At 48.9% G+C, this 15,212-nt stretch carries 11 protein-coding genes and 1 other annotated feature; all 11 genes read left to right on the forward strand.

Annotated elements, in window-relative coordinates; all coding sequences use genetic code 11:
* Positions 1-31 precede the first annotated feature (31 nt).
* The gene (gene rplA / locus M3194_RS29545) at positions 32-724 is read left to right on the forward strand and encodes a 50S ribosomal protein L1 (protein WP_251657723.1); all 693 of its coding nucleotides are present in this window, start codon (positions 32-34) and stop codon (positions 722-724) included.
* A gap of 19 nt (positions 725-743) precedes the next feature.
* Positions 744-895, forward strand: a sequence feature (ribosomal protein L10 leader region).
* Between the two features lie 58 nt (positions 896-953).
* Complete coding sequence (gene rplJ / locus M3194_RS29550; RefSeq protein ID WP_251657724.1) at positions 954-1,454, forward strand: 50S ribosomal protein L10; 501 nt, start codon at positions 954-956, stop codon at positions 1,452-1,454.
* Between the two features lie 93 nt (positions 1,455-1,547).
* The gene (gene rplL, locus M3194_RS29555) at positions 1,548-1,907 is read left to right on the forward strand and encodes a 50S ribosomal protein L7/L12 (RefSeq protein ID WP_251657725.1); all 360 of its coding nucleotides are present in this window, start codon (positions 1,548-1,550) and stop codon (positions 1,905-1,907) included.
* 101 nt (positions 1,908-2,008) lie between these two features.
* Positions 2,009-2,611, forward strand: a complete 603-nt coding sequence (locus M3194_RS29560) for a class I SAM-dependent methyltransferase (protein ID WP_251657726.1) — start codon at positions 2,009-2,011, stop codon at positions 2,609-2,611.
* A 297-nt stretch (positions 2,612-2,908) separates the two neighbouring features.
* Positions 2,909-6,472 carry a DNA-directed RNA polymerase subunit beta gene (gene rpoB / locus M3194_RS29565; protein ID WP_251657727.1) on the forward strand — a complete coding sequence of 1,188 codons (3,564 nt, stop codon included), beginning with the start codon at positions 2,909-2,911 and terminating at the stop codon, positions 6,470-6,472.
* A gap of 93 nt (positions 6,473-6,565) precedes the next feature.
* Complete coding sequence (rpoC, locus tag M3194_RS29570; protein WP_251657728.1) at positions 6,566-10,192, forward strand: DNA-directed RNA polymerase subunit beta'; 3,627 nt, start codon at positions 6,566-6,568, stop codon at positions 10,190-10,192.
* A gap of 242 nt (positions 10,193-10,434) precedes the next feature.
* Positions 10,435-10,665 (forward strand): ribosomal L7Ae/L30e/S12e/Gadd45 family protein, encoded by a 231-nt coding sequence (locus M3194_RS29575; protein ID WP_251657729.1) that lies wholly within the window; start codon positions 10,435-10,437, stop codon positions 10,663-10,665.
* Between the two features lie 156 nt (positions 10,666-10,821).
* Positions 10,822-11,241, forward strand: coding sequence for a 30S ribosomal protein S12 (rpsL, locus tag M3194_RS29580; protein ID WP_015847231.1), 420 nt, complete (start codon positions 10,822-10,824; stop codon positions 11,239-11,241).
* Between the two features lie 64 nt (positions 11,242-11,305).
* A complete protein-coding gene (gene rpsG / locus M3194_RS29585; protein ID WP_251657730.1) occupies positions 11,306-11,776 on the forward strand; it encodes a 30S ribosomal protein S7 in 471 nt (156 codons plus the stop codon).
* Between the two features lie 53 nt (positions 11,777-11,829).
* Positions 11,830-13,905: an elongation factor G gene (fusA, locus tag M3194_RS29590; RefSeq protein ID WP_251657731.1), complete on the forward strand. Its 2,076-nt coding sequence runs from the start codon at positions 11,830-11,832 to the stop codon at positions 13,903-13,905.
* A 115-nt stretch (positions 13,906-14,020) separates the two neighbouring features.
* The gene (gene tuf / locus M3194_RS29595) at positions 14,021-15,211 is read left to right on the forward strand and encodes an elongation factor Tu (protein ID WP_015847228.1); all 1,191 of its coding nucleotides are present in this window, start codon (positions 14,021-14,023) and stop codon (positions 15,209-15,211) included.
* The last annotated feature ends 1 nt before the right edge of the window (position 15,212 follow it).

Below are 15,212 nucleotides of genomic sequence, written 5' to 3' on the forward strand. Positions count from 1 at the left end.
TCCGCTATAACCACAAAGGAGGAGAACTCAAATGGCTAAACACGGCAAGAAGTATGTGGAAGCAGCTAAGCTGATCAACAGCGAAGCTACTTACGAGTCTTTCGAAGCTATCGAGCTGGTAAAGAAAGCCGCTACAGCAAAATTCGACGAGTCCGTTGAAGTAGCTGTACGTCTGGGCGTTGACCCTCGTAAACAAGACCAAGCGGTTCGTGGCGTTGTTGTACTTCCGCATGGTACTGGTAAAACTAAACGCGTTCTCGTATTCGCAAAAGGCGAAAAAGCAAAAGAAGCGGAAGCTGCTGGCGCTGATTTCGTAGGCGATGCGGACATGATCAACAAAATCCAACAAGGCTGGTTCGAATTCGACGTCTGCGTAGCAACGCCGGACATGATGGCTGAAGTTGGTAAACTGGGTCGTATCCTCGGCGGTAAAGGCCTTATGCCTAACCCTAAAGCGGGTACGGTAACATTCGACGTTACTAAAGCTGTTCAAGAAATCAAAGCTGGTAAAATCGAATACCGTCTGGATAAAGCAGGTCAAATCCATGCTCCAATCGGCAAGGTTTCCTTCGACGCAGAGAAACTTAACGAAAACCTTAAGTCTCTGATCGATGCTCTGAACCGTGCTAAACCGGCAGCATCTAAAGGGGTTTACCTGAAAAACATCTCCGTTTCTTCGACAATGGGCCCTGGCGCTCGCGTCAACGTAGCGGCTTACCGCTAAGTTCAAACAAGAACGGAATTAAATTCGAATACGCATACCGTAGACAGTAGGTGCCGGAAGGCTTAATCTCCTACCGAGGTGTTATGATAAAACGGCTGCGCGTGATTAACTTCACGGCAGCGATATATCATGGCCTTCGCAGTCGCTGTGGAGGCCTTTCTCATGCTCTCTAAGCAGAGGAAGCTCGTCATGTTAACGGAATGTACAAATATTACGGGAGGTGTACGTTTTGGCAAACGCAAAAATCATCCAAGAGAAACAACAGGCGGTTGAAGTAATCACGGCGAAACTTCGTGAGAGCTCCAGCACTGTCGTTGCTGATTATCGCGGATTGAACGTTGCGCAAGTAACTGAACTTCGTAAACAGCTTCGTGAAGCTGGCATCGAGTTCCAAGTACTGAAAAACTCGCTCGTTCGCCGTGCGACTGAATCTGCGGAATTGACAGAACTGAACAGCATTTTGGTTGGTCCTACAGCCATTGCTTTCAGTGTTGATGATGCTGTAGCACCAGCGAAAATCTTGAACGATTTCGCTAAAAAGAATGACGCTCTGAAACTTAAAGGCGGCGTTGTTGAAGGTAAAGTAGTAGGTGCGGAAGAGATCAAAGCGCTGGCGGAACTTCCGTCCCGCGAAGGCTTGCTCTCCATGCTCCTCAGCGTTCTGCAAGCTCCAATGCGCAACTTCGCGCTTGCGGTTAAAGCAGTTGGCGAGCAAAAAGAATCAGCTTAATATTAGCTGTTGCATAACCCATGTTCGAACTGCTGATCTTCCTTGGAAGGCAGCATAAACCAAAAAAATTAAACCACTTTCGGAGGTATAACCATGTCTAAAGAGCAAATCTTAGAAGCGATTAAAGTTATGACTGTTCTTGAACTGAACGATCTTGTTAAAGCAATCGAAGAAGAATTCGGCGTTACAGCTGCTGCACCAGTTGCAGTTGTTGCTGGCGGCGCAGCAGAAGTTGCTGAGCAAACTGAATTCGACGTTATCCTTAACAACGCTGGCGCATCGAAAATCAACGTAATCAAAGTGGTTCGCGAAATCACAGGTCTTGGCCTGAAAGAAGCGAAAGACCTGGTTGACGGCGCTCCTAAACCAATCAAAGAAAAAGTAGCTAAAGAAGAAGCGGAAGCTGTTAAAGCTAAGCTTGAAGAAGCTGGCGCTGCTGTAGAAGTGAAGTAATTTCGCTTCAAGCTATAATAACGGGCCCCTTGAAACGTCACGTTTCAAGGGGTTCGTTGCATGTTCAAGACTTGTAGAGCAAGAGGCAGGAGGCTAATAGAATGTCGGACCACTATTACTCCCAAACACCGGGAGTGAAGCATGATAGGCAAATACATGAAGCAAAGCTTCGGGGATTCGCGCTGCGGTTTATGACGGATGCCGGCGTATTCTCGAAATCAGGCGTCGATTATGGCAGCCGCGTGCTGCTGGATGCGCTCGTTCTTGCGCCATCTGCTCAAGTGCTCGATGTCGGGTGCGGTTACGGGCCCATCGGATTAACTGCGGCGAAGCTTGCGCCGGAGGGGCATGTAACCATGATCGACATTAATGAGCGTGCGGTCGAGTTGTCGAAGGAGAATGCGAAGCTTAACGGAATTAGCAACGTAACCGTTTTACAAAGCGATATCTATGAAACTGTGAAAAATAATCGTTATGACGTGATCTTGACCAACCCTCCTATACGCGCAGGCAAACAGGTTGTCCATCGTATATTTGAAGAGGGCTATGACCTATTAAATCCTGGCGGTAAGATGTGGGTTGTCATTCAGAAGAAGCAAGGAGCCCCATCGGCGGAAGCCAAGCTGGAGTCGCTTTTTGGCAATGTTGAAGAAGCAACGAAGGACAAGGGATACCGGATTTTTTTGGCAACAAAATCTAGTTGATGATTTAGTTGACTTGACTTTTTAGATATGGTAATATTATAAAATGTCAGCATTAAATTGGGCTCAATCTCTTTAGTCAACTAAAATGTCAAGTGCGATTTTTGGCGCGGAATGCATATTACTTGCACATTTGACGTATAATGTTTACATTTTGGGCAAAATTACTTGATATGGAACCATCGCGCCGCGCTGCGTTTGGTTGGCTGCCGGAACACGCTCTTTTTTCGAACTATTCGATAAGGGCTTTTCTTTATTTAAAGTTAGTGACGCAGTAGATATCGATGCTGTGAGACAGACATGAGGGGTGAGGTTAAGTTGGCAGGACAACTTGTTCAGTATGGTCGGCGCACGCGGAGAAGTTACGCCCGGATCAACGAGGTGCTGGAAGTCCCGAACCTGATTGAAATCCAACAAAAATCGTACGAAAAGTTTTTGGACAATGACTTGCTTGAGTTATTCCAGGACATTTCGCCGATTCAGGACTTTACGGGCAATCTATCGCTTGAGTTTATCGACTATAGCTTGGGCGAACCGAAATATTCGGTCGATGAATCAAAGGAACGCGATGTGACGTACGCTGCTCCACTGCGCGTTAAGGTACGGCTCTTCAACAAAGAAACCGGCGAAGTGAAGGAACAAGAAGTGTTCATGGGCGACTTCCCGCTGATGACAGAGACCGGTACGTTCATTATTAACGGGGCGGAACGTGTTATTGTCAGCCAGTTGGTTCGATCCCCAAGTGTGTACTTCAGCACGAAGGTTGATAAGAACGGGAAGAAAACATACACGGCAACGGTAATTCCGAATCGCGGAGCTTGGCTCGAGCTTGAGACGGATGCTAAGGACATCATTTACGTTCGTATTGACCGGACCCGGAAAATACCGGTGACGGTGCTTTTGCGCGCTCTTGGCTTCGGAACCGACGCTGAGATCTTAGAATTGCTCGGCCATGACGAGTATATTCGCAACACGCTGGATAAAGACAACACAGATTCGACGGAGAAAGCGTTAATTGAAATCTATGAACGCCTTCGTCCAGGCGAACCACCTACTTTGGACAATGCGAAGAGCTTGCTTGTTGCTCGTTTCTTTGATCCAAAACGTTACGACCTGGCTAACGTCGGCCGTTACAAAATAAACAAAAAGCTTCACATCAAGAACCGTTTGTTCAACCAACGTCTTGCAGAGACACTGGTTGATCCGGGTACTGGCGAGATCATTGCGGAAGCAGGTCAAGTTATTGACCGCCGTCTGCTGGATGAGATCCTCGACAAGCTGGAGAAAAACGTAGGCTTCAAAACGTATCACGTAGCGAACGGTGTCCTTGATGCGGATAGCATTCCACTTCAAGCGATCAACGTATACTCGCCGCTGGACGATTCGAAAGTCATTAAGGTCATTGCGAATGGCGTTATTGATAAATCCGTTAAGCATATTACGCCGGCGGACATTATTTCGTCCATTAACTATTTCATCAATCTCCTTCATGGAGTAGGCAACACGGACGATATTGACCATCTTGGTAACCGTCGTCTGCGTTCGGTTGGTGAATTGCTTCAAAATCAGTTCCGTATTGGTCTCTCCCGTATGGAACGCGTTGTTCGTGAGAGAATGTCGATTCAAGACGCTAACGCCATTACGCCGCAGGCCTTGATTAACATTCGACCTGTAATCGCATCGATTAAAGAGTTCTTCGGTTCCTCGCAGCTGTCGCAGTTCATGGACCAAACGAACCCGCTCGCAGAGCTGACGCACAAACGCCGTCTGTCTGCACTCGGTCCGGGTGGTCTGACGCGTGAACGCGCAGGCTTCGAAGTACGGGACGTCCATCACTCCCACTACGGGCGTATGTGTCCAATCGAAACGCCAGAGGGTCCGAACATCGGTCTGATCAACTCCTTGTCGACGTTTGCCCGCATTAACGAGTATGGCTTCATCGAAGCGCCATATCGTTGGGTAGATCCGAAGACGGGTATCGTTACCGAGCAAATCTCGTATTTGACGGCTGACGAAGAAGATAACTACGTTGTCGCGCAAGCGAACGCGAAGTTAACGGATGAAGGCAGATTTGTCGATGACAGTGTCATCGTACGTTACAATAAGCAAGCAGATAACATCTTGACCATGCCAAGCGAACGCGTTGACTACATGGACGTATCGCCGAAGCAGGTTGTGTCGGTTGCGACAGCGCTCATTCCGTTCTTGGAAAATGACGACTCCAACCGTGCGCTCATGGGATCCAACATGCAGCGTCAGGCCGTTCCACTCCTTATTCCTAAAGCACCGCTCGTTGGTACGGGTATGGAGCACAAATCGGCTAAAGACTCTGGTGTATGTATTGTATCCAAGTATGACGGTGTTATTGAGCGAGTATCGGCAAACGAAATTTGGCTGCGCCGTACAGAGGTTCTGGATGGCAAACAAGTGATTGGCGATCTCGTGAAACATAAGCTGCATAAGTTTATGCGTTCCAACCAAGGAACATGTATCAACCAACGTCCTCTCGTCCGCAAAGGCGAAGTGATCAAGAAAGGCGACATTCTCGCCGACGGTCCTTCGACAGAGCAAGGCGAATTGGCGCTTGGCCGTAACGTTGTCGTTGCGTTCATGACTTGGGAAGGTTACAACTACGAGGATGCTATTCTTCTTAGCGAGAAGCTTGTGAAAGAGGATGTTTACACCTCCATTCACATCGAGGAATACGAATCCGAAGCACGCGATACGAAGCTTGGACCGGAAGAAATTACGCGCGACATTCCGAATGTCGGCGAAGAAGCGCTGAAAAACCTCGACGAGCGCGGTATTATCCGTGTTGGTGCAGAGATTGGCGCCGGCGATATCCTCGTTGGTAAAGTAACGCCTAAAGGGGTTACGGAGCTTACGGCGGAAGAACGCCTCCTTCACGCGATCTTCGGTGAGAAAGCTCGTGAAGTGCGCGATACATCGCTTCGCGTACCGCATGGTACCGACGGTATCGTCGTAGACGTTAAAGTATTTACTCGCGAGAACGGCGATGAGCTGCCACCAGGCGTGAATCAGCTGGTTCGTGTATATATTGCTCAAAAACGTAAGATCTCCGAAGGCGACAAAATGGCAGGACGCCACGGTAATAAAGGGGTTATCGCCCGTATTATGCCTGAGGAAGATATGCCGTTCTTGCCAGACGGCACACCGGTTGAAGTTGTACTGAACCCGCTCGGCGTACCATCGCGGATGAACATCGGTCAAGTACTGGAAGTCCATCTGGGTATGGCTTGTAAACGTCTCGGTCTTCATGCGGCTACGCCGGTATTCGACGGAGCGCGTGAGTACGACGTATTTGATACCATGGAAGAAGCCGGCATGCAGCGTAACGGTAAAACGATTCTGTACGATGGACGTACAGGGGAATCGTTCGAACGTGAAGTTACGGTTGGCGTCATGTACATGATCAAACTGGCGCACATGGTTGACGACAAAATCCATGCCCGTTCGACGGGTCCTTACTCTCTCGTTACGCAGCAGCCTTTGGGCGGTAAAGCACAATTTGGCGGCCAGCGCTTCGGCGAGATGGAGGTTTGGGCACTCGAGGCCTATGGTGCAGCCTACACGCTTCAAGAGATTCTTACCGTCAAATCCGACGACGTTGTCGGCCGCGTGAAGACGTACGAATCGATCGTGAAGGGCGAGAACGTTCCGGAGCCTGGCGTTCCAGAGTCGTTTAAAGTATTGATCAAAGAGCTTCAGTCCCTTGGTATGGACGTTAAGATCCTCACCGAGAATGAAGAAGAGATCGAAATGAAAGAAATCGATGATGAGGATGACGGTACGAGCGACAAGCTGAACCTGAACCTTGAAGGCGCAGAAGCTGGCGCTGAATAATGCTTGACCATTTGGCTGCTCGTCCTTCTGTCGAAGGGCGTGCAGCCGCCAATTTGTACGACATAGCCATACATGACGAAGGAGGGTTGCTCCTTGTTGGACGTGAACAACTTCGAGTATATGAAAATCGGGCTTGCCTCGCCGGATAAAATTCGTTCTTGGTCCCGCGGAGAAGTCAAAAAACCGGAGACGATCAACTATAGGACGTTAAAACCGGAGAAAGAGGGTCTTTTCTGCGAGAAGATCTTCGGGCCTACAAAAGACTGGGAATGCCATTGCGGTAAATACAAACGCGTTCGTTACAAAGGCGTAGTCTGTGACCGCTGCGGCGTTGAAGTTACACGTGCTAAGGTACGCCGCGAGCGTATGGGCCATATCGAGCTTGCTGCTCCTGTATCACATATCTGGTACTTTAAAGGCATTCCAAGCCGTATGGGCCTTGCGCTTGACATGTCGCCTCGTTCCCTTGAGGAGATCATTTATTTTGCATCCTATGTCGTGACAGACCCGGGTGATACGCCGCTTGAGAAAAAACAGCTGCTGTCGGAGAAAGAATACCGCAGCTACCGTGAGAAATACGGTTATGGCTTCCAAGCAAGCATGGGTGCTGAAGCCGTTAAGAAATTGCTGCAGGACATCGATGTAGAGAAAGAACTGGAGACGCTGAAAGAAGAATTGCGTACAGCCCAAGGGCAACGTCGTAATCGTGCGATCAAGCGTCTAGAAGTAATCGAAGCTTTCCGCAACTCCGGCAATGAGCCGGAATGGATGATTCTCGATGTGCTTCCGGTTATCCCGCCAGAGCTTCGTCCGATGGTACAGCTGGACGGCGGACGTTTTGCAACGTCTGACCTCAACGACCTGTATCGCCGTGTTATTAACCGTAACAATCGTCTGAAACGCTTGCTCGACCTTGGTGCTCCTGACATTATCGTTCAGAACGAGAAGCGCATGCTGCAAGAAGCAGTAGACGCCCTCATCGACAACGGCCGTCGCGGACGCCCTGTAACAGGTCCTGGTAACCGTCCTTTGAAATCCCTCAGCCACATGCTGAAAGGTAAACAAGGCCGTTTCCGTCAAAACTTGCTCGGTAAACGGGTTGACTACTCTGGTCGTTCCGTTATCGTCGTAGGTCCTAACCTGAAAATGTTCCAATGCGGTCTTCCTAAAGAGATGGCGCTGGAGCTGTTCAAGCCTTTCGTTATGAAAGAGCTGGTTAACAAAGGCCTTGCTCATAATATCAAGAGCGCAAAACGCAAAGTAGAACGCGTAAGCCCTGAAGTGTGGGACGTTCTCGAAGAAGTTATCAAGGAGCATCCGGTTCTTCTTAACCGTGCCCCTACGCTTCACCGTCTTGGTATTCAGGCGTTCGAACCGATTCTGGTTGAAGGCCGCGCCATCAAGCTTCACCCGCTCGTTTGTACCGCTTATAACGCGGACTTCGACGGTGACCAAATGGCCGTTCACGTACCGCTCTCGGCAGAAGCGCAAGCTGAAGCACGCCTCCTGATGCTTGCATCGGGTAACATCTTGAACCCGAAAGACGGCAAACCGGTTGTTACGCCATCCCAGGATATGGTTCTCGGATCTTATTACCTGACGATGGATAACAAAGAAGCAAAAGGTTCCGGCTCGGTGTTTGCAACGGTGAATGAAGCCATCTCCGCCTACCAACGCGGTATTGTATCGCTTCATGCGCGTGTATTCGTGCCTACAAAAGTACTGAAGAAAACCATTTTCACGGAACAACAGCAGAACTCGCTGATTAGTACAACGGTCGGTAAAGTTATTTTCAACGAAATCTTCCCGGAAGATTTCCCATACATCAATGAGGCCACTAAAGCAAACTTGCTGCATGGTACACCGGATAAGTATTTCGTCTACGAAAAAGGCAGCGACTTGAACAAAATCATGGATGAGTTGCCAATTGCCGGCGGTGTCGGCAAAGAGTATCTCGGCAACATTATCGGCGAGTGCTTCCGTATTTACCATACAACGCTGACTTCGATTATTCTTGACCGCATCAAGCAGCTCGGCTTTACGTACTCCACGCGCGCAGGTATTACGGTTGCGGTAGCGGACGTTGTCGTGCCGGAGGAAAAAGTTGAGATTCTGAAAGAATCGGATGCTAAAGTAGCGGTCGTTATGAATCAGTACCGCCGCGGTCTGATCACAAACGAAGAGCGCTATGACCGTGTCATCGAAATTTGGAGCAAATCGAAAGATCAAATTACCGATATCCTCATGAAATCGATGGATCGTTACAATTCCATCATGCTCATGGTTGACTCTAAAGCTCGGGGTAACAAATCGCAGATCGCCCAGCTCGGCGGTATGCGTGGTCTGATGGCCAACCCATCCGGTCGTATCATCGAGTTGCCAATCAAATCGAACTTCCGCGAAGGCCTTACCGTCCTCGAGTACTTCATCTCGACGCATGGTGCGCGTAAAGGTTTGGCCGATACCGCCCTTCGTACAGCGGACTCGGGTTACTTGACCCGTCGTTTGGTTGACGTTGCGCAGGACGTTATCGTTCGCGAAGACGATTGTGGTACGGATAAAGGCTTTGCTGTCAGCAAAATCCAGGACGGCAAAGAAGTTATCGAGGATCTGTACGACCGTATCGAAGGACGTTATGCATTCGAAACAATTCGTCATCCAAAAACGGGCGAGGTTATTGTGAAGAAGAGCGAGCTGATCGATTCCGGTAAAGCAGACGCGATTATTGATGCAGGCATCGAGAAACTTCAGATCCGTTCGGTGCTTAGCTGCCGTGCGCGTCATGGCGTATGTAAAGTTTGCTATGGCCGTAACTTGGCAACAGGCAAACACGTTGAGATCGGTGAAGCGGTTGGCATTATCGCAGCTCAATCGATCGGCGAACCAGGAACACAGCTGACGATGCGTACGTTCCATACCGGCGGCGTAGCCGGCGATGATATTACGCAAGGTTTGCCGCGTATCCAGGAGCTCTTCGAGGCGCGTAATCCGAAAGGTCAAGCGATCATTACGGAGCTCGACGGTGTCGTGAAAGAGATTCGCGAAGCGAAAGACCGCCGCGAAGTTGAAGTACAAGGCGAAGCGGAAACAAAAGTCTATGCAATTACGTATGGCTCCCGTATCCGCGTAACCGTAGGCCAGCAAATCGAAGCAGGCGACGAGCTTACAGACGGCTCGATCGACCCTAAAGAGATGCTGCGTATTAAAGGTATCCGCGGCGTTCAAAACTACATTTTGCAAGAAGTACAGCGCGTATACCGTAACCAAGGCGTAGAAATCAACGATAAGCACGTTGAGGTTATGGTTAAGCAAATGCTTCGCAAAATCCGTATCGTTGACGCTGGGGACACAAAGCTTCTTCCAGGCGCATTTGTTGACATCCACGAGTACGAAGCAGCTAACAGCGAAGCCATCTTTGCAGGCCTTGAGCCTGCCGTTGCGAAGCCGGTATTGCTTGGTATTACGAAGGCATCCCTTGAGACAGATTCGTTCTTGTCCGCGGCATCGTTCCAAGAAACGACCCGCGTCTTGACCGACGCTGCCATCAAAGGTAAAGTCGACCAATTGCTAGGTCTGAAAGAGAACGTTATTATCGGTAAGCTGATCCCAGCTGGTACGGGTATGAACCGTTACCGCAGCATTAAGCTGGTAGGCCTTGAAGATGAGCCGGAAACAACTGAAGAAGGCGAATTGGAATCCGAAGCCGTAACGATTGAATAGTATAGTGTAATAGATGAGGAGAGCGCGGCATTCGGCAGGGATGGTTGGTCTTCCCTGTTGATGCCCGCTCTTTTACATGTATAATAATTGATGGGCCGTACCTTTAACCGTACGAATGAGTTAACCAAAACTTTGCAGTTGGACAGGGTGTAATACAGCTTGACACTTCTAGATGTAGGTGATACTATATCGAAGTGTGCCTAATTGTGTGATCGCTCTACCGCAATAGGAAAGGTGATATCATGCAGTTTAAGGTTGGCGCGAAACAGACGACCAAGATGCTTGAGCAGAATCAAGCTATCGAAGTCTATGTGGCTCGTGATGCAGATCCGCGGATGAGAGAGAAGATCGTTCATCTGTGCGAGCGGTTGAGTGTTCCGGTCAAGTGGATAGATACGATGCAAGAACTCGGGGAAACCTGCGGGATTGATGTCGGAGCCGCTATGGCAGCGCTCATATCTGATGAAGAATAAAGTAGACACAATTTTTGTTGGTGCAGAATTGAAAGATGATGGACTGACAGAAATTTTTATTTGTTCTTTTATGAATCGCCTGGATCTGTGGGCTTAATTAATTGGGTAAAATGTCTTGCCATTAATAAGACATAATCATGGGAAGGGGGTGGCAACATGCCAACAATTAACCAGCTGGTCCGCAAAGGCCGCCAAGCTAAAGTCGTAAAATCGAAATCGCCTGCTTTGCAAAGAGGTTTTAACGCCCTTAAACGTGAAGCAACGAACATCAGCGCTCCGCAAAAACGCGGTGTGTGCACTCGTGTAGGTACAATGACTCCGAAAAAACCGAACTCCGCACTTCGTAAATATGCACGTGTACGTTTGACGAACCGTGTAGAAGTAACAGCGTACATCCCGGGTATCGGTCATAACCTGCAAGAGCACAGCGTTGTATTGATCCGTGGTGGACGGGTAAAAGACCTTCCAGGTGTACGTTACCATATCGTTCGCGGCGCATTGGATACTGCGGGTGTTAACAACCGTAACCAATCTCGTTCGAAATACGGTACTAAACGTCCTAAAGTTAAAAAATAATAAAATCAATATGTTCGGATAAATATTCGGATATTGCGACTAACTAAGAAAGGGGGACTTTCTCATGCCACGCAAAGGTCCTGTAACAAAACGCGACGTATTGCCGGATCCGGTTTACAATAGCAAGCTGGTAACCCGCCTTATCAACCGCATTATGATTGACGGCAAACGCGGCGTTGCACAAACGCTGTTGTATGATGCTTTCACACTGATCCAAGAACGCACGGGTAAAGATCCGATGGAAGTGTTCGAAGATGCATTGAAAAACATCATGCCAGTACTCGAGGTTAAGGCTCGCCGTGTAGGCGGTTCTAACTATCAAGTACCGATTGAGGTTAAACCAGAGCGCCGTACATCGCTTGGTCTCCGTTGGCTCGTGAACTATTCACGTAACCGCGGTGAAAAAACGATGGAAGAGCGTCTGGCTGCTGAAATCATGGACGCATCGAACAACACTGGCGCATCCGTGAAGAAGCGCGAAGATACACACAAAATGGCAGAAGCGAACAAAGCGTTTGCTCACTACCGTTGGTAGGATTTTAACCAAAATGTTTGAGTTTAACTCAAAACACGAGAGGAGACAAATTCATGTCTAGAGAGTTCTCCTTGAATAATACGCGTAACATCGGGATCATGGCGCATATCGATGCTGGTAAAACAACTACCACTGAGCGTATCTTGTTCTATACAGGCCGTACTCATAAGATCGGTGAAGTGCACGAAGGTGCTGCAACGATGGACTGGATGGAGCAAGAGCAAGAGCGCGGTATTACAATTACGTCTGCCGCGACTACTGCTCAATGGAAAGGCAACCGCATCAATATTATCGACACCCCGGGGCACGTTGACTTCACAGTCGAAGTTGAACGTTCCCTGCGCGTATTGGATGGGGCCGTTGGCGTATTCAGTGCTAAAGAAGGCGTTGAGCCACAGTCTGAAACGGTATGGCGTCAAGCTGACCGTTATGGCGTTCCTCGGATCGCTTACATTAACAAAATGGACATCATCGGTGCAGACTTCCTGAATGTTGTTAAAGACATGCGTGAGCGTCTGCAAGCGAATGCTGTTGCGATTCAATTGCCGATTGGTGCTGAGAGTGATTTCCTCGGCGTAATCGACATCATTGATCGCGTAGCTTACAAGTACAAAGACGACCTCGGGAGAGATCCTGAGCAAGTTGAGATTCCTGCTGAATATGCTGACCAAGTTGAAGAGCTTCGCACGGAGCTGATCGAGAAGGTAGCTGAGCTGGATGAAGAATTGACTATGAAATATCTGGAAGGCGAAGAAATTACGATTCCAGAAATTAAAGCAGCGCTCCGCAAGGGCGTTTGTGAAGTTAAGATCTTCCCGGTTATCGCAGGTTCCTCGTACCGCAACAAAGGTGTTCAAATGATGCTGGACGCAGTAGTAGACTACCTGCCATCCCCGCTCGACGTACCTGCTATCAAAGGTACACTCGAAGACGGCGAAGAGTCGGTACGTCATTCTTCTGACGAAGAGCCGTTCGCGGCACTCGCGTTCAAAATCATGACTGACCCTTATGTTGGTAAGCTGACGTTCTTCCGTGTATACTCGGGTATCCTGAAATCCGGTTCGTATGTTCTTAACGCAACTAAGAACAAACGCGAGCGGATCGGACGTATCCTGCAGATGCATGCGAACAGCCGTCAAGAAATTTCAGAAGTTTACTCCGGCGATATCGCTGCCGCAGTAGGTCTGAAAGATACCATTACAGGCGACACACTGTGCGATGAGAAGAACCCGATCATCCTTGAATCGATGAACTTCCCTGAGCCGGTAATCTCGGTAGCTATCGAACCAAAAACGAAAGCTGACCAAGATAAGCTTGGTATCGCAATTTCCAAACTGGCTGAAGAAGATCCAACATTCCGTGCTCATACAGACGAAGAAACGAACCAAACGATCATCTCGGGTATGGGTGAGCTTCACCTTGAAATCCTCGTTGACCGTATGCTTCGCGAATTCAAAGTTGAGACTAACGTTGGTAAACCTCAAGTAGCTTACCGTGAAACATTCCGTTCCGCGGCTAAGGTTGAAGGTAAATTCGTACGTCAGTCCGGCGGTAAAGGTCAATATGGCCATTGTTGGGTTGAATTCACTCCGCAAGAGCCAGGTCAAGGCTTCGTATTCGAGAATAAAGTTGTTGGTGGATCGATTCCTCGTGAATTTATCGCTCCTATCCAAGCAGGTATCGAAGAGTCGATGAAGAACGGCGTTATCGCTGGCTTCCCGCTCGTAGATGTTAAAGCAACTGTATTCGACGGATCGTACCATGACGTTGACTCCTCGGAGATGGCGTTCAAAATCGCTGGTTCCATGGCGCTTAAAGCTGCTAAGGAAAAATGTAACCCAGTTCTTCTTGAGCCAATCATGAAGGTTGAAGTTACAGTGCCAGAAGAGTACATGGGCGACGTTATGGGTATGCTGAACTCCCGTCGTGGTCGTATCGAAGGTATGGATACTCGTGCAGGCGCACAAATCATCCGTGCTAAGGTACCTCTTGCAGAGATGTTCGGTTACTCCACAACTCTTCGTTCCGGTACGCAAGGCCGTGGCGTATTCTCCATGGAGCTCTCGCACTATGAAGAAGTACCACGTTCGATCTCGGAAGAGATCATCGCGAAAAACAAAGGCGCTTAATTATTAAGCCCTTAAATCATACCTTTGGTATGCAATGGCTGGACACAGATGCATCAATACATTTGTGTTTGGCCCACACATAAAACTTCAGTTATATTAAGGAGGATTAAGTTCAATGGCAAAGGCTAAATTTGAACGTAATAAACCGCACGTAAATATCGGTACAATCGGTCACGTCGACCATGGTAAAACTACTTTGACAGCTGCTATCACTACTGTACTTTCCAAAAAATACGGTGGCGCGGCAATCGCTTTTGACCAAATCGACAAAGCTCCTGAAGAGCGCGAGCGCGGTATCACAATCTCGACAGCTCACGTAGAGTATGAGACTCCTAACCGTCACTATGCTCACGTTGACTGCCCAGGTCACGCCGACTACGTTAAAAACATGATCACTGGTGCTGCTCAAATGGACGGCGCTATCCTGGTTGTATCCGCAGCTGACGGCCCTATGCCGCAAACTCGCGAGCACATCCTTCTGTCCCGCCAAGTAGGCGTACCATACATCGTTGTATTCCTGAACAAATGCGACATGGTTGAAGACGAAGAGCTCCTTGAACTGGTTGAGATGGAAGTTCGCGACCTTCTTAACGAGTATGAGTTCCCAGGCGACGACACTCCAATCATCCGTGGTGCAGCTCGTGAAGCTCTGCAAAACCCAGATGGTCCTTGGGCTGACAAAATCGTTGAACTGTTCGAGCAAGTTGACACTTACATCCCAACTCCTGAGCGCGACACAGCTAAGCCTTTCCTGATGCCTGTCGAGGACGTATTCACAATCACAGGTCGTGGTACAGTTGCTACTGGCCGTATCGACCGTGGTGTGGTTAAAGTTGGCGACGAGATCGAAATCGTTGGTCTGGCTGAAGAAACTCGCAAATCCGTTGTTACGGGCGTAGAAATGTTCCGTAAACTGATGGATTCCGCTCAAGCGGGCGACAACATCGGCGCACTGCTTCGTGGTGTAGACCGTAAAGACATCGAGCGTGGTCAAGTACTGGCTAAACCGGCTTCGGTTAAACCACACACTAACTTCACTGCTCAAATCTACGTTCTGACTAAAGAAGAGGGTGGCCGTCACAAACCTTTCTTCACTGGTTACCGTCCACAATTCTATTTCCGTACAACTGACGTAACAGGTATCATCAACCTGCCTGAAGGTACTGAAATGGTTATGCCTGGCGACAACATCACAGTTACTGTAGAACTGATCGCTCCAATCGCGGTTGAAGAAGGAACTCGTTTCTCCATCCGTGAAGGCGGCCGTACTGTAGGCGCTGGCGCTGTTGCAACTATCCAAAAATAAT

The organism is Paenibacillus glycanilyticus, from assembly GCF_023715145.1.
Taxonomy (GTDB): domain Bacteria; phylum Bacillota; class Bacilli; order Paenibacillales; family Paenibacillaceae; genus Pristimantibacillus; species Pristimantibacillus glycanilyticus_A.

Bases quoted from the DNA above. Each gene is read 5' to 3' on its own strand.
- rplA (WP_251657723.1), top strand. From the start codon at position 32: ATGGCTAAACACGGCAAGAAGTATGTGGAAGCAGCTAAGCTGATCAAC.
- rplL (WP_251657725.1), top strand. From the start codon at position 1,548: ATGTCTAAAGAGCAAATCTTAGAAGCGATTAAAGTTATGACTGTTCTT.
- M3194_RS29560 (WP_251657726.1), top strand. From the start codon at position 2,009: ATGTCGGACCACTATTACTCCCAAACACCGGGAGTGAAGCATGATAGG.
- rpoB (WP_251657727.1), top strand. From the start codon at position 2,909: ATGAGGGGTGAGGTTAAGTTGGCAGGACAACTTGTTCAGTATGGTCGG.
- M3194_RS29575 (WP_251657729.1), top strand. From the start codon at position 10,435: ATGCAGTTTAAGGTTGGCGCGAAACAGACGACCAAGATGCTTGAGCAG.
- rpsL (WP_015847231.1), top strand. From the start codon at position 10,822: ATGCCAACAATTAACCAGCTGGTCCGCAAAGGCCGCCAAGCTAAAGTC.
- rpsG (WP_251657730.1), top strand. From the start codon at position 11,306: ATGCCACGCAAAGGTCCTGTAACAAAACGCGACGTATTGCCGGATCCG.
- fusA (WP_251657731.1), top strand. From the start codon at position 11,830: ATGTCTAGAGAGTTCTCCTTGAATAATACGCGTAACATCGGGATCATG.
- tuf (WP_015847228.1), top strand. From the start codon at position 14,021: ATGGCAAAGGCTAAATTTGAACGTAATAAACCGCACGTAAATATCGGT.